The sequence below is a fragment of the Acinetobacter sp. FY731 genome (assembly GCF_059515905.1).
In genome coordinates, this window is sequence record NZ_JCAKNB010000001.1 from 140492 (window position 1) to 164886 (window position 24395).

Here is a 24395-nt window from a genome sequence, read left to right on the forward strand (position 1 = left end):
TCGCACACGTTAAGTTGTTGCTTATGTGTAGTCAGCGCAACATAAAACATGTACAGATTTACGCTGTCGAATTCCTTCAAACTATTTTAATTTAGCAACATGTAGTGATTATTAGTCAAGTTATGTGAGGTATTTGCCCCTACTACCCACTGCTCTATTGGTAAACATACAAGCTTAACCAACCATATTGAGCGATTCAATTCGACATTAAGAAGTTGTTTAGGACGTTTTATCAGGAAAAATTTAAGCTCTTCGAAGAAGAAAGAAAATCATGAGTCTGTATTGCATATATTTTTATTGAAATACTATCCAGACATAAAAGATAAGTGGGTAGCACGTCAGACTTGAGAACTACCAACAAATTTATTGACTTAGGTCGACCTTACACTAGAAACTTCACTTAAATTTTAAATATTTAGAATAAATCTATCTAAAAGACTATATACAATAAAGTTCCTTTCAAACCATTGCATGCAATCAAGTCACATCACCCTTGCTGTTTGCAATATTCAAATAACGCCAACGCATTGGGCTATAACCCGTCCAACTTTTAAATGCACGATTAAATGAAGTTTGCTCCTTGTATCCTAAAAAAGTAGAAATTTCTATAATAGAGGTGTCTTTTTTAATCAAATATTGTTTTGCTAATGTTAAACGCACTTTGTTTAATAAGTCTTGAAAACTCATCCCTTGATCTTTTAAAGCCATCTGAAAAGTACGTGTACTCATATTTAAATATCCAGCAACAACACTAACTTTAGGATCTTGAGCATTAATAGACTTTATAATTGCCTTATTTACATTTTCTAGAAGATTTGTGTCATTAGTCATTTTATTATACATTTGGGTTGCTGTTTTTTCCAAAAAATATAACAACACGGGATCTTCCGTAGTTAATGGAATATCACACAGATTCAATGGTATTTTTAACAATGTCCGATCGGCATCAAAACTTACTGGGCAATTAAAATAATTCTCATATAATTTAGTGTTTTTAGGTTTTGAAATAGCTAACTCAACTTTCTTTAAAAGTTGATAATTAGAGCCTAAAAGAGCTAGCAATAGTTGATAGATTGTTGCAACTTGTAATTCTTCTGAAATAGCTGTTTCCCTAAGATATAAACCAGCACTGTAATATGCAGGTTTTTCCCAAGAAATAAGAACCTCATTATCAACAATCCTTATATCCTTCTGTGTATAGTCACACCATGCGAAAAAATACTGTAATGGCATTCCCATGTAACTTCTTAAGTTTTTGCAAGACAAAGCGATATAAAAAGAAATACCTAAATGACTAGGAGCTACTATTTTTGCAATTTCTATACCTAAACCTTCTTTATCATATTGCTGATCTATATATTTAAGCTTCTGTAACCAATGAATAAAGATTACTCTATCATCAAAGTCATAAATACGATGCACAGGTGTTTTTAAAGAATATTTATCACAGAAAGTGTCCAGTAATCTAACCATTCCACTATAAACACTTCTTTTTTTTAAAAATGATTTCATCTAACCTTCGTCTCAATCTATTTTTCTATTTTCTGCAACTTAAGAACATGCCGAACACGGAAGTTACTAAAACTATAGAGGGGCTTATCAATTTGAAATTAAATTACTAAATAAGCCCTTAAAAACTGATTTGCGTAACAAAATCATTCCCTATACTTATGTCATCAGTTAATTATTCACTGGTTTCTACATTAATAGAATTTTGAGAAATACCTACCTAACACCACTAAAGATTAATATCTAAAATGCAGTAAAAACTTCAATATGACTGAAAAATAACTACTAGTGATACTAAAAAATCAGTATTAGTACTAATGAAAAAGTTTTCTGCACATACATTAATTCAATGTAGAAAACATAAAAAACACCGATATTTTGCTTTTATTATTTTTATTTTTCTTGTCCCTTTTTTCTAAAATAATTAGCAAATTACGAAAATATATCACTCTATTTTTATTCACCTATTCAAATAAATAAGTGAGCTTCTGCTCCCATCTACCCACGACTTGCCAACTTGTTTTCAATCCACTGATAGATTCCTAAGCTGACCAACCAATACATGATTCACTTAATCCTATTGCTTTCGGAAAACTAGGATCATAGTATTTCGATTTTTTCAGCACACATCACGACTGATCAAAGCACAAGTGTATAATGGCCAGTTTGTTGTACGATACATTTTAGGTGTAGGTTTATTCATCTAATAGTTATATTACTGAATAAGCCTTGATAGATAGGTTTATGTAACAAAGTCGACTAAAACTAAAGTAAAAAAAAGACCCTTAATAAATTAAGGGTCTTTTTGAATTTGGCGGAAGCGGTGAGATTCGAACTCACGGAGGGGGTAAACCCTCGTCGGTTTTCAAGACCGGTGCATTAAACCGCTCTGCCACGCTTCCAATGGCGGCTATCATATAAATAAAATTCAATCTTGGCAAACACTTTTCTATATTTTTTAACTCGTATGCTCAAAATAAAAACAAAAAATGAAAATTCGTTTATTTATTCGCTTTTTTCATAGCAAATTGAATTTACGTACCACAACTTTTTACCTAAAGGTGTATGTACTTCAACTTCGTCATCAACTTGTTTAGACAACAATGCTCGTGCCATGGGTGAATCAATGGAAATATGTTGTGGATGATGATCATAAATTTCATCTACCCCGACTATTCTAAGCGTTTTTTGCTCACCTTCTTCATTTTCAATATCGACCCATGCACCAAAAAAAACTTTACCATCTTGCTCTGGTGAGTAATCAATAATTTTGAGCTCTTCTAACCGTTTTCCAAGATAACGAACACGTCGATCAATCTTACGTAGAATTTGTTTATTGTACTGATAATCGGCATTTTCACTCCGATCTCCAAGGCTTGCCGCCCAGTTCACTTTCTTAGTGATTTCGGGACGTTCTTCATGCCAAAGATGCTTTAATTCAGCGACAAGAAGGTCGTGTCCTGTACGAGTAATTAAGTTTGATTTCATGATTTTCTAAGCAATTTTTTACTCTTGTACAGGATTTAATATACCAAATTTATACTAAAACTTATAAAAAGCAAAAAAATAAAAAAATAAAACCCACATTTTCAAATAGTTATAATATATTTTTTTATTTTTTTAAGTACAAAATTTGACATCTCGAATTTCCCCCTTTAATATTCGCTCAACTTTTAGCTTAGGTTGTTTTTTAAACAATGTAGTTTTTCTACATTTTCCATCCTTAATCTCATGTCATTTTGAATGACGTCATGACTGCCCACCCCCTTATTGAATTTATCAAACTTTAAAAAGATGGAAGCTTTTTTAGCTTTACTTTTTGGGCATAAATTACTTGTAGCGGAGACAACATGCACAGTAGTTCAACACCTGGGTCGAGGCTTAGCCTTAACTCAAATAAACTCTCTCTCTCTTTAAAAGCACTTGCATTAACTAGCCTTATTTTTCCGTTTCACGCAATTAATGCAAGTAAAGCAACATATCAGTTCGACAACGTTGTTAATCAAAATAAATTAACAGTTGTTTCTGTTGCTAATCCATCTGCCGTATTTGAAGATGGTGATTATTTTCACGGTTTCGGCTACGACTTAGTCCGTAACTATGCAGATAACCTAAATGTACAATTAGAGTTCCAAACAGTTGAAGATAATGCAACTGCTTTGAAAATGGTTGCAACTGGTAAAGCAAATTTTGCAATGACCACTGCAAACACTCAATTAATTGAAACTAAAAAACTGACATCTCTCCCTGCATCATGTGGTGATTTGAATAGTTTAGAAAAGAATGGTTTAAATACTGAATTAAATTGGGTGTTTAAACATGCAGATGATCCACTTACTCAAACTGCAAGTGGCTTTATTTGTAAAAGTAAACAAAATGGATCTCTAAACCAACTTGCTTCTTTTTATAACCGTAATGTGGTGAAAGAAGAATATTGGGATGGCATTCAAAGCGATCTAAGTAAACGTATGCCTATATATAAGGCTAGTTTCAAAAAGACTGCTCAAGAATATGATTTAGATTGGCATTTACTTGCTGCTATTGGTTATCAAGAATCTTATTTAAAGCCAACATCTGTTTCTCCCACAGGTGTTCGTGGTTTAATGATGCTCACCAACAGCACAGCAAAAGCAATGGGTGTAAGTGATCGTACTAACCCTGCCCAAAGCATTCAAGGTGGTGCAAAGTACTACGACTTAATGTTAAGTCGTTATGAAGACATCCCTTTCCCAGATCGTAATTGGTATGCACTTGCTGCGTACAATATGGGACCAGGCACAGTCAATCAGATTCAAAAACGTATTAAAGCTCAAGGTAAAGATCCAGACAATTGGGTCAACTTTTATGCTTATTTAGATCGTAACAAAGCAAGTAATGGTCAATATAGACAAGCTGTGCAATACGTAACGCGTATTCGTGCTTATCTTGAGCATATCAAAACAACGCCTCAACTTGTAAATATCTAAACTTATTGAAATATTTATATTTTGACAGCAATAAAAAAAGCTTACCAAAAGGTAAGCTTTTTTTATTTAATATTTTAAGCTGTTAGCTCTAACACTTTTTTGAACAAATCTTTTTGTTCTTGGCTAGGTCTTGCAGTTTGTAATGCCATAAGCTGTGACATATCGCCTTGAACTTTTATTTTACCCGTCATGAATGCTTGCATAGCAGCAGCCATATCAAACTCAAGGAAAACTTTACGTAAAGTTTCACCATCCATGTTTAATGTTGTTTTTGCATTCGAAGATAGACCTTTTTTAATTGCCCCACCATCCAAAGACAATTCAGTATTACCTGAAGCATCAGCAACCACTAAGTTAATTGCAAGGTTTGCAAGCGCAGGTGGTAAATTTAAATCGCCAGCTTGTGCTGTAAGCGTTTCTACAGTTGAAAACCAATCATCAGTTAAAAAAGCAGGCATGATCTTTCCTCTATATATTTATACATTTTGCTATTTATCCAAACAGCATAATTCTAAAGCAAATTTTGCTTGTCAGTTGTTATAGCACGTAATTTTAAAATAAGGATAAGAAAATATGTACGAAGCGTTCAATTTTTGATGTTTTAGTTTTTTTATTATTTATAAATACATATTTGGATCTAGACACTACTTCCGAAGAAATAGTGTCTAAATGTAAATTATTCTGCTGCGAAACCTAAGTTCACCATATTAATTTTTTTACTTGCCCCAGGTGTTTCATCTACTGTGCAACTTCCAGTGAAATCGATTTCACGTTCACTATCTAAAGCTTCGAAATCGAATAATTCACGGTCTGCAAGTTGCGATGGAGAAACATTTTGTAAAGCACCAAAAATACTATGTAAACGTTTTGGATATTCTTTATCCCAAGTACGCAACATGTCATTTAAAATTGCACGTTGTAAGTTCTCTTGAGAACCACACAAGTTACAAGGGATAATTGGGAATTTACGCATTTCTGCATATTTGATAATGTCTTTTTCTTCAACATAAGCCAAAGGACGAATCAAAATATTCTTTTTATCTGATGACAATAGTTTAGGCGGCATTGCCTTTAAACTACCACCATGGAATAAGTTCAAGAAGAATGTTGCCAAAATATCATCACGGTGGTGACCTAATGCCACTTTAGTTGCGCCAATCTCTTGAGCAAAACCGTACAATGAACCACGGCGTAAACGAGAACACACTGCGCAATAAGTTTTACCTTCTGGCGTTAAACGTTTCGTAATACTGTATGTGTCTTTTTCAAGAATATAATACGGAATATTATTTTCTTCTAAATAGCGTGGTAAAACATCTTCAGGAAAGCCTGGTTGTTTCTGGTCTAGGTTAACCGCAATAACATCAAAATTAATTGGTGCAATGCGCTTAAACTGCAACAAAATATCCAACAAGGTATAACTGTCTTTACCACCAGAAATACACACCATGACTTTGTCACCATCTTCGATCATTTTAAAATCACGAATAGCATGACCAACTTGACGGCGGAGTTTTTTCAACAACCGATAATATGCCGAACTAGTAGGCAATTCAGGCTTGAAATTAAATCCTTGTTCGGATTCAACTGGTGAGAACATAGACGAAATTAACCATAATAAAAATACTGCGCAATTTTAGCCGAAATGGTGCCAAATCGCACCAAAAGAATGTAATAAAAAAATAATTGCTTTTGTCATAAAAATTTCTTAAAAAAATTGTAATTTTGAACGTTAGAGTTCACTTTTTAGCCAAGATGCTTATCTTTTGGACTTTTCCACAGTTTTCCACAAAAGCTGTGGATAACTTTGTGGATTTAAAAGTACTTGACAAGGTTATGCACCCTGAATTTAAGGCTTCTATTTAAATTGGTTATTTTTTGATCAATTTATTTTGTATTTATTTTCAATGACTTAACCCTGTCAAGCAATGCTCATTAAAAAAAAATAAATATTTTTTTTGATTACTGAATCAACAAATTGACTTGATTTTTGTGAATACGTAATCCAAAAAAAATGCTTTAGTGCTTCTATTTATATTTTTATTTGTTAAAATCGATTGTATTAATGTTGCCGTATATAAATGCTCATACTGCTAATGATTAAAAATTTAAGATTTATTTCACTTTTTTTATTGGGATCTACTACTGCTATTTCTTTCATGGCATTGCCTACGCATGCGGGGCAAGTTTACATGTATAAAGATAGTAAAGGCAGTACACTACTTACGAATAAGAAAAGCTCAGATCAATCTTTACAACGTATCAAAATCACTTATTACGCAGATAGCAACATACATAACTATTCGAACTGGGGCTCATCTGAATCTTCAGTTCTGCCAAGCTATAGTAAAAATAAAAATGCTTTTGATCATATCATTCGACAAGCAGCCTCTACACACGGCGTATCTGAAGGCTTAATTAAAGCCGTTATGCATACAGAGTCTGGTTTTAACACCAATGCTCGCTCTCCTGTTGGTGCTCAAGGTCTTATGCAACTTATGCCTGCAACTGCACGCCGATTTAATGTTTCAAATGCCTATGATCCGCATCAAAATATTATGGCGGGTGCAAAATATTTAGCATGGTTATTAGAACGCTTCAATGGAAATACATCTTTAGCACTCGCAGGCTATAATGCTGGTGAAGGAAATGTGAGTAAATATGGTGGCATTCCACCTTTTAGAGAAACTCAAGATTATGTACGTCGAGTAAATAGTCGTTTTCAAAACCTCTATTCAAGTGGTGTAGGATTTTCAGCAAGCTCTACCACATCAGAACAATCTGCTTCTGAAGTCACTGCTACTACAAAACCAACTCAAGCTAAAACTGCATCTAATATCAATTTGACACATTCATCACCTAAGCCACAAAGAAAAATTATTCAAACGAGTGATGGCACATTTACATATGCCAACGCAACTCCACGCTAATTAAATGACCTACACTCTTCAATAAAGCGATTATTTTTTAAAATTTATTCTTGAATTTTTGCAATAGACACCGCATATTTAAGAATAGATTTATTTTTATAAATCTTACCTATTTAATTTTTAAGAGGATTCTCTCAATGATGCGGATTGGTTTGTTCTTGCTTACCAACCTCGCGGTACTGGTTGTAGCTGGCATAATTTTGTCACTCTTCGGTGTCGGTAGTTACCATGGCGCGGGTGGCTTAAATCTAGGCAACCTTTTAGTGATCTGTTTTGTCTTTGGTATGGTTGGCTCTTTAATTTCACTATTCATGTCTAAGTGGATGGCGAAAAAAACAACTGGTACTGAACTCATAGACCCTAATGCCCCTCGCAACCAAGCAGAAGCATGGTTATTACAAGAAGTTGCTCAACTATCGCAACGTGCCGGTATTAACATGCCTGAAGTGGGTATTTTCCCATCTTATCAATCAAATGCTTTCGCAACAGGTTGGAATAAAAACGACTCTCTCGTTGCTGTTTCTACTGGCTTACTTGAGCGTATGAATAAAGATGAATTGCGTGCAGTACTTGCTCACGAAATTGGACACGTAGCCAATGGTGACATGGTTACTCTTGCCCTTATTCAAGGTGTTGTGAACGCATTTGTTATGTTCTTTGCTCGTGTTGTTGGTGACTTCATTGACCGTAATGTTTTCGGTCGACAAGATGGCGAAGCCCCTGGTCTTGGCTATTTTGCAATTACAATTGTACTTGATATCGTATTTGGTATTTTAGCGTCTTCAATTGTAATGTGGTTCTCTCGTCAACGTGAATACCGCGCAGATGAAGCAGGTGCTCGTCTTGCTGGCAAACAAGCCATGATTTCTGCGTTATTACGTTTACAAGCAGAATCTGAATTACCAGATGCTATGCCAAAAGAGATGAAAGCTTTTGCTATTTCGGCAGGTAAAGAAGAAGGCTTTAGCTTAGCTGCCCTATTCCAAACTCACCCATCTATTGAACAGCGTGTTGCTGCATTACAGCAACTTAATGTGCCTTAATTTAACTTGTTAAATTAAGCATTAAAAAAGCCTCCAATTGGAGGCTTTTTTATTATGTTACATCGACTATAAAAAACTCTGTAACCACTGAATGGCCAAGCTACCACCAACCCATAAAGCATAAAAGAATATTGCAAGAAACAATAACCCTAAAATATCTGGAATATGTAACCATAACCAAGCTACAACAGAATTACGCCAAAAAGCAGAGTTACGTTGTTTCTTTTCCAATTTTTCATGTAGAAACGGATGTACAACATGATGGTCAGAATGAATCTGATATTCGAGGCGAATATGTTCATGTACAACATCTAAAGCTTTTCGACTGGGTCGAATGAAAATATCAAATATTGTACCTGCGATAGGAATAACACCAACCACAGCATCAACCACAGCCATTTTCATTACAGGTGTTAACTTATGCTTGGGCACACCAATTTGCTTTGCTTTATAAATGGCATAGCATGTAAGTACAAAACCTGCAGCATTACCTGCCACGGGAATTGTACTCAGTGCTGCATCTGCACCTACGCCCTGCTTAGTAAATGGAATACGAACTATCGAATCCATCATATTGGCGTATTTTGCAAGATCACGCTCTAACTTTATAACTTCTTGCTGACTTAATTTTTTTTGTTTTCCCATACCAATCTATCATTGAAGCAATATTTAATTAAGATTGAGCATATACGCATTTATCTTCGTTTTATATCAATATTACAACGCACTAAAATAAAATAATGGAAGCAATAGATAAATACACTAAAACACCAGTCGCATCACAAATAGAGGTGACCAAAGGTGCTGATGCACTTGCAGGGTCAAAACCAAACTTGTTTAAAATAAATGGTAAGCTCATGCCAATTAAACAGCCTAGTAAAACAATTCCGACCATACTAATCGCAAGGACTAAAGCAACATATTCATCGCCACGGTAAAAACCTAAGAATGAAACTGCCAAAGCCATAGTTAAGCCTAAACAAAGAGCAACCAAACTTTCACGTCCTAATAAAAGGAACCAATCTTTAAATTGAACATCACCCGTTGCTAAAGCACGCACCATTAATGTAGATGACTGTGATCCTGCATTACCACCACTTCCCACAAGTAAAGGTAAGAAAAATACTAAAACAATATTTTGTGCAATAATATCTTCAAAGTGAGCAATTCCGATACCCGAAAGCAAACTACCAAATACTAAAAATACAAGCCAGAAAACACGGTTTTTATAAAGTTGAAGAATAGGCGTAGACTTTAAACTTAGACTTGATGTTGCATTGACCGCACCAGCCTTTAAGAAATCTTCTGTTGCTTCTTCACGTGCAACATCCATGGCATCATCATGCGTGACTATACCAACCATAACACCTTGCTCATCAACAATTGGCAATGCTAATAAGTCATAACGTGCAATGATTTTTGCCACTTCATCTTGATCTGAATCTACTTTTGCAAAAAGAACATTGGTCACCATCAACTCATTAATATTCTGTTGTTCTTGTGCCAAAATAAGTTGTTTTAATGAAATCACGCCTAACAGTTTTCGTGCTTCATCCAAAACATAAGCAAAATAAATTGTTTCAGTATCTGGTGCTTCAGCACGTAACATTTTAATTGCATTTGCTACGGTCATATTCGGATATAACGTTGCGTATTCGGAGCTCATAATAGCTCCCGCAGTTCCTTCAACATAAGATGAAAGCAAACGAATATCTTCACGCTCTGCTTGAGCTAAAGCAGGTAATAATGCATTTTGTTGATTTTCATCTAAGCGTTTAAATACATCTGCTCGCTTATCTGAAGACATTTCACCAATAATGTCCGCTAGAACCTGACGTGGCAAAACCTTAGCAAGCTCAGCTTGAATATCGGGAGATAAGTAAGAAAAAACATAGGAACGGTCGGGCAAATTCAGAATTAAGGTCTGACTATTCTCAATAGGTAATTGAGCGATAATATCTGCAATATCTGCAGCACGGAATGTTTTTAATGACTCGAGAGCAAGCTCGATATGATTATTTTTAAGTGCGTCATTAATTAAATACAAAAAATTGTTGTAGCTCATGTTAGTCCCTCATTACTCTCACGCAGTAATAAAGGCAACATGGCAAATTAGTTCATTGCCAACAAAATACCTTCATCCTGTATGAGGTGAATATAATGTTTTGAAATGTAAGATAAATGACAACTATGCCTGTCCATTTAGGAACGTGATCCTCTATATACCGTTTATACGGCGTGCAAATACTACAAACAAGTTATGTATTACTCAACCCATGCAACAAAAAATCTACAATTCAAATGATTATAAATGAATTTTAGTTCTATTAATGATCAAACTGACATCTTAATACTTAACTTTCGATATTTTGTTGCTTCACTTTAAAAATATTACGAATAAGCACATACATAAATGGAATAAATATAAGTACAAGTACAGTACCAAACACCACCCCACCCAAAACACTTACTCCAATTTCTTGACGACTTGCCGCGCCAGCACCAAAGGCAAAAACAAGAGGTAAAACGCCAGCACCAAAGGCAATAGACGTCATTAAAATGGGGCGTAAACGTAATCTTGCGGCACTTAAAGCCGCATCAATAGCTGATTTTCCTTGTTGCTGTGCCATAGAAGCAAACTCAACAATTAAAATTGCATTTTTACATGACAGACCAATAGTCGTTAACAATGCAATTTGGAAGTAAATATCATTTGGGAAACCTGCAAAGTAGCTAAATAGAATATTACCACCAATACCTAATGGAATAGCGGTCATAACCGCTGCAGGAATAGACCAACTTTCATATAGTGCGGCTAAACATAAGAAAATAAACCCTATAGAAACCAAATAAAGTAAGAGTGCCTGATTACTCGACTTATTTTCCTCATAAGACATACCACTCCAAGCTAAATCGACACCAGGGATCTGATCTACTAAATTCTGTAAATCTTTCATTGCCTGCCCACTACTTACATTTGCTGTTTTATCTGCTTCTAATTCAAGAGCCGCATAACCATTAAAGCGATTCACAATTTCAGGACCACCTGACCAGTATGTTTCAGAAAAGCTAGGGAATGGCACCATTTCATTTTTATTATTTCGTACCGACCAAAATTGCAAATCGTCTGGTTTCGCTCTAAATAATGCTTCACTTTGCATCATGACTTTCTTAATACGCCCTCGATCAATAAAGTCATTGATGTACTTACCCCCTAAAGCAGCAGACAGAGTGCTATTAATATCTGTAGGTGACAAACCTGCTGCCATTGCAGCTTTTTGATTAATGTGAACAACAAGCTTCGCACGATCTGGTATTGCTTTTTTATCTAGGTTTTCAAAAGTTTTATAATAAGGTGCATCAGTCTTTAACTCTTGAAACTTTTCATTTAAAACAGTACGCCCTTGTCCTTCAATATCGCGCAGCCAAAGGTTAACACCATTGGTATCGCCCAAACCATTTACGACTGGTGGCATCATAACCATAATATTGGCATTTTTATTGGCTTTGAAATATTTCATGGCACGCTCTTTCACCGCATTTGCGCTGTTTTCTTTACCACTACGATCATCCCAATGTTTTAACTTCACAAAACCTTGCGCTAAATTTTGCCCTGTACCACCTCGACTTCGACCATAACGCAGCATGACTAAATCTACATTAGCTGTTTCATGCTCTAAGAAATAACGACGTACATTTTCACCCACTTCAATGGTTTTAGACATTGGTGCATTATCTTGTAATGCGATCTGAAGCATTAAGGCACCTTGATCTTCATTAGGCAAAAAGCTTGTAGGCAATACTCGATAAAACAATGCAAATGTAAGAGTTAATGCACATGCAATAACAATAGTAACTAATCGATTTTGTAGTGTTCTAAAAGTGAGTGAGATATATTTAGCTTTTACATTTTCTAAAAAATGATTGAAGCGATTTGCCCATGCATAAGGTTTATGATTGGGCTTTAAAATGATCGCACATAAAGCAGGTGTTAACACCAATGCAACAGCCAAAGAAATTGCCATTGCTGTCACAAGCGTAATAGAAAACTGACGATAAATAACGCCTGTTGATCCACCAAAAAATGCCATTGGAATAAAAACGGCACTTAAAACTAGTGTAATTCCCACTAAAGCACCACTAATTTCCTGCATAGATTCAATGGATGCTTGCTTTGCACTTAAGCTTTTTTCATGCATTAAGCGTTCAACATTTTCCACCACAACAATCGCATCATCAACCAATAAACCAATTGCTAAGACCAAAGCAAATAGGGTTAATGTGTTAATACTCATCCCTGTAGCAAATAAAACCGCCATTGTTCCCAATACCACAACAGGAACTGTAATCGCTGGAATAAGTGTTGCGCGCCAGTTCTGTAAAAATAAGAAAATAACAATAACCACTAACAAAATGGCTTCGAAAAGCGTTTTCACAACTTCATTAATAGACTCTTGAACAAAAGGTGTGTTATCTCTTGGATAAACTAACTTATACCCTTGTGGCAATTTTTTCGAAATATTGGCTACAGCTTCATCAATCAATCTTGATGTTTCAATTGCATTTGCACCTGAAGCCAATGAAATAGCCATTCCTGCCGATGGATAGCCATTAATGGTATTGTACGCTTGGTAATTTTCCGCACCAATTTCAACACGAGCTACGTCTTTTAAATAAATATAACTACCATCTTGAGTGGCTTTAATAATGATATTGTTAAATTCTTCAACCGTTTTAAAACGTGATCCTGCTGTTACTTTTGCATTTAAATACTGTTCTTGTGCTACAGGTAATTCACCTATTCCCCCTGCGGCAACTTGCGTATTTTGTGCTTCAACTGCTTTTTGAATATCGCTTGGTATAAGTTTGTAATCTTTTAATTTATTGGGATTCAACCAAATACGCATCGCAAACTGAGAGCCAAATACATCGACTTCACCCACACCATCAACACGAGCAATTTCAGACTCTAAATGTGTTTGTAAATAATCTGATAATGCGATGTTATTACTTTGACGCGATTCATCATACAAGCCAATAATTAAATGTGTATCGCCCAAAGACTTTACAACATTCACCCCTTGGCGTTGTACCTCTTCAGGTAATCGATTTAAAGCCCCATTAATAGCATTTTGCACCTGAACCTGTGCAGTATCTGGATCAGTTCCATTTTCAAAACTAACTTGAATACGACTTCTTCCTGTGGAATCACTATTTGAACTAAAATATAAAAGATGATCTAAGCCTTTAATTTGTTCTTCTAAAATTTGGGTAACACTTTCTTCTACTGTTTCAGCATCTGCACCAGAGTATGTGGTATTTATTGAAATTTTTGGAGGAGCAATATCTGGATACCGTTCTACTGGTAAGTTTAATATTGAGAACAACCCTAAAGCCATAATAAAAATGGCTAAAACACCTGCAAAAATTGGACGTTCAATAAAATACTTCGACATCATTGTCTTTTTACGCTTCCGATGTAGAGCTAATTTCACCACAAACGTGTGACATTAACGTGAAAATTTGGGTTGTGATAGTCTACCCATCACTCTCAGAATACAAGAATAGATTACAGAAAAAATCCTTATTTTTTTAATTATGTAGAAACTATGTAGAGCTTTTTTTTCATTCTCTTTTATTCTTTACAAGTTTATATAAATACTAGTGGTATACACTAACCATACTCAGTACATTTTTATTAAATTAAGCGATTTAGTATAAAATAAATAATATTTTTTTAAGGTACGTATATTATTCTGCCTGAAATTTTTGGAATTTTTAAATTATGACTCAAAATTCTCCATTTAAAGGAAAAACAGGTATTAAACGCATTTTCAATGCCACTCAATATTCTCTAGATGGTTTTAAATCTGCTTTTAAAAAAGAAGCTGCTTTTAGACAGATTATTCTTATTAATATTATTCTAATACCCACCACATTTTTTTTAAACGTAAGTGCTGCCGAACAAGCCATTATGATTATCGTGTGTTTACTTTCAATTATTGTAGAGCTATTCAATTCTGCAATTGAAGCTGTTGTAGACCGAATTTCCTTAGATAAACATGAACTTTCTAAAGATGCGAAAGATATGGGAAGTGCAGCACAATTTATTTCTTTAGCCATTATTTTTGTCAGTTGGGCAATCATTTTATTAAAATAACTTTCCATAAATCTTAAAGGGCAAATTTCTGCCCTTTTCTTTTGCGTAGACTTTTGTAAATTGTCATATAGATGTCTACCTTACGCCCAATACTAATTTGCATCGAAATTTAAAGATACTCAAGAATTATGCAAAAAACATGGATTACACTTTTGAGCCTTGCGTCACTTACCGCTTGTAGCCAACTCCCTAAATCAGAACAAAACGTACAAACCATCGTTCAGTCACCATATAAATATCAGGAGCCTAAACTCCTTATTATTGGGCATCGCGGAGCAAGTGCATTACGCCCTGAACATACTTTAGCGTCTTATCAAAAAGCCATAGATGATGGTGCCGATTTTATTGAGCCAGATCTAGTGCCAACTAAAGATAATTATTTAGTTGCCCGTCATGAAAATGACATTACCACCACTACAAATGTAAGTGAACTTTCACAATTTAAAGATCGTAAAACGACAAAAATCATCGATGGTGAAAGCCACACGGGCTGGTTTACTGAAGACTTCACTCTAAGTGAGTTAAAACAACTCAAAGCACGTGAAAGAATTCCTGAAATTCGCGCTCAAAATACCCAATTTAACGATCAATACGAAATTCCAACGTTAGAAGAAATTATTGCTTTAGCGCAAAAACATTATGAAAAAACAGGTAAATTAATCGGTTTATATATTGAAACGAAACATCCAACCTATTTTCAAAAAATTAATCATCCTTTAGAAGACCAATTACTCAAAACATTAGCTTCACATGAATTCACACGTGATAAAGCACCTATTTATTTACAATCTTTTGAAGTGAATAATTTACAGTATATAAAAGCACAACTACCTCAATATAAAGGCTTAAAACAAGTTCAATTAATACAACTTTATAGCGATATTAATGAATCTCCCGCAGACTTTATTGCTCAAGGTATTCACAAAACTTATGGTGATTTAGCAACAACAGAAGGCTTAAAAAATGTTGCTAAATATGCTCAAGGTATTGGACCTAGTAAAAACTATATTGTAGATCAATCGGGCAACCTCACTCATTTTGTGCAAGAAGCACATGCACAAAATTTAAAAGTTCATCCTTATAGTTTACGCCCTGAAAATAAATTTTTAATTAAAAGCTTAAGATGTAATAACGTTGAAAAAGAGCGCTGTGAATCAGGTGCATTAAAAGAATATCAGTTATTTTTTGAAGCAGGTGTAGATGGACTATTTACCGATGATCCTAATTTAGGACGTAAAGCTGTAAATGCCTTCATGAAAAATAATAAATAAATCTCCCAATAAAAAAAGGTCGCTATAAATAGCGACCTTTTTACATAGGGTAATGATGAATTACATCATACCGCCCATGCCACCCATACCGCCCATATCAGGCATAGCTGGTTTATCTTCTGGAATATCAGTAATCATACATTCAGTTGTTAACATTAAACCTGCAACAGATGCTGCATGCTCAAGTGCTGAACGCGTTACTTTAGCAGGGTCAAGAATACCCATTTCTAACATATCGCCATATTCAGAAGTTGCAGCGTTATAACCGAAGTTACCTTCACCATTCTTCACAGCGTTAATCACTACAGATGGTTCGTCACCCGAGTTAGCAACGATTTGACGTAGTGGAGCTTCAATTGCACGACGTAAAATATTGATACCAACATTTTGATCATCATTTACACCAGCAACACCGTCAAGTGCTTTAGCTGCACGTACAAGCGCAACACCACCACCTGCAACAACACCTTCTTCAACCGCAGCACGAGTTGCATGAAGAGCATCATCTACACGATCTTTCTTCTCTTTCATTTCAACTTCAGTTGCAGCACCAATTTTGATTACAGCAACACCGCCTGCCAATTTAGCAACACGTTCTTGAAGTTTTTCTTTGTCATATTCTGACGTAGATTCTTCAATTTGAGCACGAATTTGAGTTACACGCTCAGCGATTTGAGCAGCAACACCAGCGCCATCAACAATTACTGTGTTTTCTTTAGAAACAGTTACTTTATGCGCTGTACCTAAATGCTCAAGTGTAGTTTGATCTAAAGACATACCAATTTCTTCAGAAACTACAGTACCGCCAGTTAAAATTGCGATATCTTGAAGCATTGCTTTACGACGGTCACCAAAGCCAGGTGCTTTAACCGCACATACTTTAATAATACCACGCATGTTGTTTACAACAAGAGTTGCAAGCGCTTCGCCTTCAACATCTTCAGCAATAATAAGAAGTGGTTTACCTGTTTTAGCAACAGCTTCTAATACTGCAATCAATTCACGAATGTTGCTGATTTTTTTATCAACAAGAAGAATGAATGGATTTTCAAGTTCCGCAGTTAAAGTATCTTGTTTGTTTGCAAAGTACGGGCTGATGTAACCACGGTCAAACTGCATACCCTCTACAACATCTAGAGAATCTTCAAAGCCTGAACCTTCTTCTACAGTAATTACGCCTTCTTTACCTACTTTTTCCATTGCTTGAGCAATCAATTTACCAACAGTAGTGTCAGAGTTAGCAGAAATAGAACCAACTTGTTCAATTGCTTTAGAATCAGATGCAGGTTTTGCTGTATTTTTAATTTCAGTAACAACAGCTTTAACCGCTAAGTCGATACCACGTTTCAAGTCCATTGGGTTCATGCCCGCAGTAACTGATTTGATACCTTCATTTAAAATTGCTTGAGCTAAAACTGTAGCAGTTGTTGTACCGTCACCAGCGATGTCGTTTGTTTTTGAAGAAACTTCGCGAACAAGTTGAGCACCCATGTTTTCAAACTTGTCTTTTAAGGTAATTTCTTTTGCAACAGTTACACCATCTTTAGTGATGTGCGGCGCACCAAAAGAACGGTCAATAACAACATTACGACCTTTAGGGCCTAAAGTCACTTTTACTGCATCTGCAAGTACGTTTACACCTGCGATCATTTTAGCGCGAGCTGAATCACCAAATTTTACGTCTTTAGCTGACATAACTAACTCCTAATTTTTTTTAAATTTTTACAAAATCTGATTAAAAAATTTGACACTGGATTTAAGGATTAACCTTCTAATACCGCTAAAATGTCAGACTCTTTCATAATAAGAAGCTCTTCACCATCAACTTTTACTTTTGTACCAGCATAAGTACCAAACAATACAGTGTCGCCTACTTTAACATCTAAAGCACGAACGCCATTATCCGTTACTTTACCGTTGCCCACTGCAATGATTTCACCTTGCGCTGGTTGTTCAGCTGCTGAAGTACTTAAAATAAGACCACCAGCAGTTTTTGTTTCCTTTTCTACGCGGCGAATAACAACGTTATCGTGTAAAGGACGAATATTGCTCATAGTAAACTCCATCAGACTTAGTCTTTTTTGGTAATAGATAATGACTTTCTTTTTCCATAGGTCATTATCCAATTAAATCATTTTCGATGACTCTGTTTTGGGGATGGAAAAATATGCTTCAAGGGCTAAGGTTAAAAAAAATTAGCTTTTTTGTATGTTTTTCACCCAAAATCATTATTTAACATTCTATTTCTGAATTTTGATAATCAAAAGCTTATTTATACGTACTATTTCATCAATGCTCAAAATTAAATATTTCCAATATTTGATCTTTTCATATTTTATTAACCAAGCCCCAACATTCTTCAAATAAATAATAAAAAACAAACTTCGCATAATTACTCATAAAATATAAAAATTAACAATAAAAAGACCCGCTATTCCTGAATTAACACTTTTTATATCTTTCTTTATTATTTATTCTGATTTCAATAGCTTATATATTAATCTTTTTTTGCATTATGTGAATTTACTATCACGACCATTCATCAAATCGATAAAGAAAACTCAAAATCAACAAATCACAAATCATTGATTTTATTAACTATAATTAAAATAAATACCACGCATTAAAGTATAGAATAAACAAGTAACCCTCTTTGAAAATTGATAACATATTGTTTTATATAAATAATATAAGAAATACTCATCAATATCACCCAATTTCCACCTTATGCTTAAGTCTTATTTTTTTTATCATTTTATGCTTTAATAACGCCACTTTTTTAGATTTCATCTTTGTAATGTATTTCATTACATCGATTTATACTTGTACAGCTTGTACACATTTGAGATAGGCCTCATCATGACCCAAGTGAACGCACCAGAATTCGTTCGTCACCCTAAGCTTATTGCTTGGGTGGAAGAAATTGCAAAATTAACCAAACCAGCAAAAATCGAATGGTGTGACGGTAGCGCAGAAGAATATCAACGTTATATCGACTTGATGATCGCTAACGGCACAATGCAAGAACTTAACAAAGAAACTCATCCTGGTTCTTACCTTGCAAATTCTGACCCTTCTGACGTTGCTCGTGTTGAAGGTCGTACTTACATCTGTTCAGAAAACAAAGAAGATGCTGGCGCGACAAACAACTGGGAAGCTCCAGCTGAAATGCGTACTCGTCTTAACGGTTTATTTGACGGTTCTATGAAAGGTCGTACGTTGTACGTTGTTCCTTTCTCTATGGGTCCTTTAGGTTCTCATATTGCTCATATCGGTATTGAACTTACTGATTCTCCTTACGTTGCTGTAAGCATGTCTAAAATGGCACGTATGGGTAAAGCAGTTTATGACGTTCTTGGTACTGACGGTGACTACGTTCCTTGCGTACACACTGTAGGTGCTCCGCTTGCGGAAGGCGAAAAAGACGTTGCTTGGCCTTGTAATCCAGACAAATGGATCGTTCATTATCCAGAAACTCGTGAAATCTGGTCTTACGGTTCTGGTTACGGTGGCAACGCTTTACTTGGTAAAAAATGCCTAGCTTTACGTATTGCTTCTTATATGGGTCGTCAACAAGGTTGGTTAGCTGAACACATGCTAATCCTTGGCGTGACAAATCCACAAGGTGAAAAACACTACATCGCAGCTGCATTCCCATCTGCATGTGGTAAAACAAACTTCGCTATGTTGATTCCACCAGCGGGCTACGAAGGTTGGAAAATTGAAACTGTAGGTGACGATATTGCTTGGATCAAACCAGGTGAAGATGGTCGTTTATATGCAATCAACCCTGAAGCAGGTTTCTTCGGTGTAGCTCCTGGTACAAATACGAAGACTAACCCGAACTGTATGGCAACTCTTCATAAAGATGTTATCTATACAAACGTTGCTGTTTCTGAAAATGGCGAAGTTTGGTGGGAAGGTCTTTCTAAAGAAGCACCAGCTAACCTTACAAACTGGAAAGGTCAACCACACACTGGCGAAGAAAAAGCAGCTCATCCAAATGCTCGTTTCACAGTTTCAGCTGGTCAATGCCCTTCTATTGACGCTGACTGGGAAAATCCAGCAGGTGTTCCAATTTCTGCGTTCATCTTCGGTGGTCGTCGTGCAGACACAGTGCCTCTAATTTCAGAAGCATTTGACTGGGTTGATGGTGTTTACAAAGCTGCGACTATGGGCTCTGAAACAACTGCTGCTGCTGTTGGTCAACAAGGTGTTGTTCGTCGCGATCCATTTGCGATGCTTCCATTTGCTGGCTACAACATGGCTGACTACTTCACGCATTGGTTAGAAATGGGCGAACAAGTTGGCGAGAAAGCTGCTGCTGCTGGCAACAAACTTCCAGGCATCTACAATGTAAACTGGTTCCGTCGTGATGCTGAAGGCAACTTCGTATGGCCTGGTTTCGGTCAAAACATGCGTGTTCTTGAGTGGATCATTGATCGCTGTGAAGGTCGTGCAACTGCTGTTGAAACTCCAATCGGCTTAGTTCCAACTTACGAACAGTTGAACTGGACTGGTTCAGACTTTACGAAAGAACAGTTTGATTTAGTAACTTCTCAAGATAAAGATCAATGGATCAAAGAGCTTGAAAGCCACACTGAATTGTTCGAAAAATTAGGTGATCGTATGCCTGCTGCGTTGAAAGCGCGTCAAGCTGAATTGATTGCTGCTGTTAAATCTGCTTAATGTAGATTTAATGAAAAAAGGTCGCGTAAGCGGCCTTTTTTTACAATAAAATATCACTTTATTTTTATTACTCTTACAAACAGAGAAAGAAATATGAACAAAACTATTATCGCAAGCTTCAGCCTTTTTGTTATGGTATCTGCACATGCAGAATTATCCACAACAGTTACACCAGCTGAAATAAAACCTACAACCAATATTGAAGTTACACTCCCTAATAACAACGAAAAAATGATTTGTCTTATTGCAGGCACACCCTCAAATGTAAATTACAAAGTCATTAAACGCGTTAAAGCTGGTAAAGGTACTTATGGTTCTGTTACCGATGTTTATCCAAAAATTAAGCACCTCGCAAATCACTATAAAGCAGATGCAATCATTAATTATAATGCTAGCCAGCGCTTTGGGTTTTGGCCTTGGCGTATTGTACGCCCAGTTATTACTGGTGTAGCAGTGAAATTTGAATCACCCATGGATTGCACAGCCTTAAATGGAAAGTTAATTTAGAATATAAAATAAAAAGGTCATTAAATATGACCTTTTTATATTTAAAATACGCTTAACTGAATTCACGATTCTCCATACCTCCTCTCCTCATTTAACCAAAAAATATAATACTTTTCGACTAAAGTCGAATGCATAATAACCAGCAACCCTGTATAAACAACTCAATAAATACCTCCATTTTTATAATTAAGGTCTAATTTTTGCTTGCATTTTGTAGTAAAAAATAATTTCAATCTTCTTTGGAGAATAGTGTGTCAAATTCACCTACCCAAGATATTTCACAGCCTATTGATCGTAAAACACGGTTCAAATCTATTATTGGTGGTTCAGCTGGTAACCTCGTTGAATGGTATGATTGGTATGTTTATGCCGCATTTACCCTATATTTTGCACCAAAATTTTTCCCTGAGGGTGACAGCACTGTAAAACTATTACAAGCTGCTGCAGTATTCGCACTCGGTTTCCTTATGCGCCCTATTGGTGCATGGGTTATGGGTGTTTATGCCGATCGAAAAGGTCGTAAAGCAGGCTTATCTTTATCCGTATCACTCATGTGTGTTGGCTCACTTATTATTGCCTGTACACCAACCTATGAAAGTATCGGTATGCTTGCCCCTGCCATGCTATTGCTTGCCCGCTTATTACAAGGCTTGAGCGTAGGTGGTGAATATGGTTCAAGTGCAACTTACTTAAGTGAAATGGCGGGTAAAAACCACCGTGGATTCTTCTCTAGTTTCCAATATGTAACGCTTATTTCAGGTCAGCTTTTAGCACTGTGTACACTCATTATTTTACAACGCACGATGACTGAAGAGGCACTTGGTGAATGGGGATGGCGTATTCCGTTCTTTATTGGTGCAATTTTAGCTATTGTTGTATTCTGGATCCGTCGTGGACTTGTGGAAAGTGAATCTTCAAAACAAGCTCAAAAAATGGCGAAAGAAGGTGGTCCAAAATCTGGATTTATTGAACTTTTCACCAAACACCCTAAAGCAGCATTCACAGTCATTATGCTAACTGCTGGTGGTACATTAGCATTCAATACATTTACAACCTATTTGCAGAAATACCTTGTAAACACTTCAGGCTTTGAAAAAACGACAGCAACTGAAATTACCACTGCCGCTATTTTCATTTTCATGTTAATTCAGCCTGCAATTGGTGCACTTTCAGATAAAATTGGTCGTAAGCCAATTATGATTGCTTTTGGTGTTTTAGGTGTTATTTTCACAATTCCTATTTTCAACCATATTGGTTCAACCAACAATGCAATGACTGCTTTCATGCTTTGTATGAGCGGTATGATTATTGTTTCTGGTTATACAGCAATTAATGCTGTAGTAAAAGCTGAACTATTCCCTGCACATATTCGTGCATTAGGTGTAGCTTTACCTTATGCCATTGCCAATACATTATTTGGTGGTACTGCAGAATTAGTTGCCCTTAGCTTTAAAAATGCAGGCTATGAACACTACTTCTTCTACTACATTACATTCATGATTGGCTTGTCTTTAATCACATATATCTTCATGAAAGATACTAAGAAAAATAGTTTAATTACTGATGATTAATATCAAGCTATTCAAATAATTTCCAATAAGACCTTCAATATGAGGGTCTTATTTATTTTACATCTTAAAACCTAAAGTTTAATTTGATTTACAGTTAACTATTCACCATATTTTCAGACTAAAGTCGAATGAAGGATTAAGACAAAAGGCGTATAAATAACTTATTCCATATTATCTCCCTCAAATAGACAAAATATATTTTTTTAAGTTTTTCCTAAAGAATTTAAAAGGATGCATTTTGCCCACATTCCTTGGAGAATGCTGTGTCAAACTCATCATCACAAGTTGCAACCGTGCAACTTGATAGAAAAACTCGCGTCAAATCTATCCTAGGTGGATCTGCTGGTAACCTTGTCGAATGGTACGACTGGTATGTTTATGCTGCATTTACCTTATATTTTGCAAATCAATTTTTCCCCGATGGTGATAGCACCGTCAAACTTCTTCAAGCTGCTGCTGTTTTTGCATTAGGTTTCTTAATGCGTCCAATTGGCGCGTGGATTATGGGTATTTATGCCGACCGTAAAGGGCGTAAAGCAGGTTTAACACTTTCCGTTTCATTAATGTGCGTAGGTTCATTAATGATTGCATGCGCACCAACTTATGATTCTGTAGGCATGCTTGCACCAGCAATTTTACTATTTGCTCGCTTGATTCAAGGCTTAAGCGTTGGTGGTGAATACGGTTCAAGTGCAACATATTTAACCGAAATGGCAGGTAAAAACCATCGAGGCTTTTTCTCAAGCTTCCAATATGTAACGCTTATCTCAGGTCAGCTTTTAGCACTTTGCGTACTCATTGTTTTACAACGTAACATGTCTGAAAGTCAGTTGACTGAATGGGGCTGGCGTATTCCTTTTGCGATTGGCGCCCTACTTGCTATTGTTGTTTTCTGGATTCGTCGTGGTTTAGTGGAAACAGAATCTTCGAAGCAAGCGCAAGAACAAGCAAAAAATGGTGGTGAAAAATCAGGAGCATTGGCCTTATTTACCAAATATCCAAAACAAGCATTTACTGTGATTATGCTAACTGCTGGCGGTACATTAGCATTCAATACATTTACAACCTATTTACAGAAATATTTAGTCAATACTTCAGGCTTCGAAAAGACAACAGCAACTGAAATTACCACTGCCGCTATTTTCATTTTCATGTTAATTCAGCCTGCAGTTGGTGCTCTTTCAGATAAAATTGGACGCAAACCCATTATGATTGCCTTTGGTGTTTTAGGTGTTCTATTTACGATTCCAATTTTCAATGGTCTTGGTAATACCACAAACCCAACAACTGCTTTCATTTTATGTATGAGTGGGATGGTTATTGTGACTGGTTATACTGCCATTAATGCTGTAGTAAAAGCCGAGCTCTTCCCTGCACACATTCGGGCATTAGGTGTAGCTCTTCCTTATGCTATTGCCAATACATTATTTGGTGGTACTGCAGAATTAGTTGCCCTTAGCTTTAAAAATGCAGGACACGAAAATTACTTTTTCTACTACATCACCTTTATGATTGGTCTATCTCTCATCACTTATATTTTCATGAAAGATACCAAGAAAAATAGCTTAATTACCGATCATTAATAACGCATATTGAGCCCATTAGAGTAAGCAGATATAAATGCGATTCAAATCAATTTTGAATCGCATTTTTTATTTTTATTTTCTACACATTTCCTTCATTCTATTTATCGAGTATTCATCTTTCTTATGGCATACTAAATCACATAAAAATGTTGGGAACTTTAAA

The 24395-nt window shown here is 35.8% G+C and carries 19 protein-coding genes, 1 tRNA gene and 1 pseudogene; 10 read left to right on the forward strand and 11 right to left on the reverse strand.

The genetic code is table 11. The features are described from left to right. Positions 1–231: 231 nt before the first annotated feature. A complete protein-coding gene (locus AC5YC8_RS00750; RefSeq protein ID WP_496163378.1) occupies positions 232–348 on the forward strand; it encodes a hypothetical protein in 117 nt (38 codons plus the stop codon). A gap of 129 nt (positions 349–477) precedes the next feature. Here the strand turns inward: AC5YC8_RS00750 and AC5YC8_RS00755 are convergent, their stop codons facing one another. The 4 genes and pseudogenes from AC5YC8_RS00755 to greB all read right to left on the reverse strand — a co-directional run bounded on the left by AC5YC8_RS00755 (position 478) and on the right by greB (position 2997). After that, positions 478–1512, reverse strand: coding sequence for an AraC family transcriptional regulator (locus AC5YC8_RS00755; RefSeq protein ID WP_496163233.1), 1035 nt, complete (start codon positions 1510–1512; stop codon positions 478–480). A 495-nt stretch (positions 1513–2007) separates the two neighbouring features. Continuing rightward, a pseudogene (locus tag AC5YC8_RS00760) lies at positions 2008–2129 on the reverse strand (AlpA family phage regulatory protein); the annotation flags it as partial. A gap of 192 nt (positions 2130–2321) precedes the next feature. Further along, positions 2322–2411 (reverse strand) — tRNA-Ser (locus tag AC5YC8_RS00765). Between the two features lie 103 nt (positions 2412–2514). Further along, on the reverse strand, positions 2515–2997 hold the full coding sequence (gene greB / locus AC5YC8_RS00770; RefSeq protein WP_496163234.1) for a transcription elongation factor GreB: 483 nt from the start codon (positions 2995–2997) through the stop codon (positions 2515–2517). A gap of 362 nt (positions 2998–3359) precedes the next feature. Between greB and AC5YC8_RS00775 the strand changes: the two genes are divergently transcribed. Continuing rightward, positions 3360–4475, forward strand: coding sequence for an MltF family protein (locus AC5YC8_RS00775; protein WP_496119802.1), 1116 nt, complete (start codon positions 3360–3362; stop codon positions 4473–4475). 74 nt (positions 4476–4549) lie between these two features. Here the strand turns inward: AC5YC8_RS00775 and AC5YC8_RS00780 are convergent, their stop codons facing one another. Both AC5YC8_RS00780 and ttcA read right to left on the reverse strand, forming a co-directional pair. Then, complete coding sequence (locus AC5YC8_RS00780) at positions 4550–4933, reverse strand: SCP2 sterol-binding domain-containing protein (RefSeq protein WP_496119801.1); 384 nt, start codon at positions 4931–4933, stop codon at positions 4550–4552. Positions 4934–5151: 218 nt separating this feature from the next. Further along, positions 5152–6075: a tRNA 2-thiocytidine(32) synthetase TtcA gene (ttcA, locus tag AC5YC8_RS00785; RefSeq protein WP_496119800.1), complete on the reverse strand. Its 924-nt coding sequence runs from the start codon at positions 6073–6075 to the stop codon at positions 5152–5154. Positions 6076–6571: 496 nt separating this feature from the next. Between ttcA and AC5YC8_RS00790 the strand changes: the two genes are divergently transcribed. Both AC5YC8_RS00790 and htpX read left to right on the forward strand, forming a co-directional pair. Further along, the gene (locus tag AC5YC8_RS00790; protein ID WP_496163379.1) at positions 6572–7405 is read left to right on the forward strand and encodes a lytic transglycosylase domain-containing protein; all 834 of its coding nucleotides are present in this window, start codon (positions 6572–6574) and stop codon (positions 7403–7405) included. Positions 7406–7542: 137 nt separating this feature from the next. Beyond that, a complete protein-coding gene (gene htpX / locus AC5YC8_RS00795; protein WP_496119798.1) occupies positions 7543–8448 on the forward strand; it encodes a protease HtpX in 906 nt (301 codons plus the stop codon). Positions 8449–8514: 66 nt separating this feature from the next. Here the strand turns inward: htpX and AC5YC8_RS00800 are convergent, their stop codons facing one another. The 3 genes from AC5YC8_RS00800 to AC5YC8_RS00810 form a co-directional block, all read right to left on the reverse strand. Next, positions 8515–9093 (reverse strand): DUF4112 domain-containing protein, encoded by a 579-nt coding sequence (locus AC5YC8_RS00800; RefSeq protein ID WP_496163235.1) that lies wholly within the window; start codon positions 9091–9093, stop codon positions 8515–8517. An 82-nt stretch (positions 9094–9175) separates the two neighbouring features. Next, positions 9176–10513: a magnesium transporter gene (gene mgtE, locus AC5YC8_RS00805; RefSeq protein WP_496119795.1), complete on the reverse strand. Its 1338-nt coding sequence runs from the start codon at positions 10511–10513 to the stop codon at positions 9176–9178. A gap of 289 nt (positions 10514–10802) precedes the next feature. Further along, entirely contained in the window at positions 10803–13907 is a 3105-nt protein-coding gene (locus tag AC5YC8_RS00810; RefSeq protein WP_496163236.1) for a multidrug efflux RND transporter permease subunit, read from the reverse strand. 326 nt (positions 13908–14233) lie between these two features. Here AC5YC8_RS00810 and AC5YC8_RS00815 point away from each other — a divergent pair, with 326 nt between their 5' ends. Both AC5YC8_RS00815 and AC5YC8_RS00820 read left to right on the forward strand, forming a co-directional pair. Next, positions 14234–14608 carry a diacylglycerol kinase gene (locus AC5YC8_RS00815; protein ID WP_496119792.1) on the forward strand — a complete coding sequence of 125 codons (375 nt, stop codon included), beginning with the start codon at positions 14234–14236 and terminating at the stop codon, positions 14606–14608. 128 nt (positions 14609–14736) lie between these two features. Further along, positions 14737–15879: a glycerophosphodiester phosphodiesterase gene (locus AC5YC8_RS00820; RefSeq protein ID WP_496163237.1), complete on the forward strand. Its 1143-nt coding sequence runs from the start codon at positions 14737–14739 to the stop codon at positions 15877–15879. Between the two features lie 60 nt (positions 15880–15939). Here AC5YC8_RS00820 and groL read toward each other — a convergent pair whose 3' ends face one another. Together groL and AC5YC8_RS00830 are read right to left on the reverse strand one after the other, a co-directional pair. Further along, positions 15940–17574: a chaperonin GroEL gene (groL, locus tag AC5YC8_RS00825; protein ID WP_496119790.1), complete on the reverse strand. Its 1635-nt coding sequence runs from the start codon at positions 17572–17574 to the stop codon at positions 15940–15942. A gap of 68 nt (positions 17575–17642) precedes the next feature. After that, on the reverse strand, positions 17643–17933 hold the full coding sequence (locus AC5YC8_RS00830; protein ID WP_496119789.1) for a co-chaperone GroES: 291 nt from the start codon (positions 17931–17933) through the stop codon (positions 17643–17645). Positions 17934–18738: 805 nt separating this feature from the next. Here AC5YC8_RS00830 and AC5YC8_RS00835 point away from each other — a divergent pair. From AC5YC8_RS00835 to AC5YC8_RS00850, 4 genes are all read left to right on the forward strand, one after another. Then, entirely contained in the window at positions 18739–20568 is a 1830-nt protein-coding gene (locus tag AC5YC8_RS00835; protein ID WP_496163238.1) for a phosphoenolpyruvate carboxykinase (GTP), read from the forward strand. Between the two features lie 93 nt (positions 20569–20661). Further along, the gene (locus tag AC5YC8_RS00840) at positions 20662–21075 is read left to right on the forward strand and encodes a hypothetical protein (protein WP_496119786.1); all 414 of its coding nucleotides are present in this window, start codon (positions 20662–20664) and stop codon (positions 21073–21075) included. A gap of 251 nt (positions 21076–21326) precedes the next feature. Further along, positions 21327–22646 carry an MFS transporter gene (locus tag AC5YC8_RS00845; protein WP_496119784.1) on the forward strand — a complete coding sequence of 440 codons (1320 nt, stop codon included), beginning with the start codon at positions 21327–21329 and terminating at the stop codon, positions 22644–22646. 263 nt (positions 22647–22909) lie between these two features. Further along, positions 22910–24229 (forward strand): MFS transporter, encoded by a 1320-nt coding sequence (locus tag AC5YC8_RS00850; protein WP_496119782.1) that lies wholly within the window; start codon positions 22910–22912, stop codon positions 24227–24229. The last annotated feature ends 166 nt before the right edge of the window (positions 24230–24395 follow it).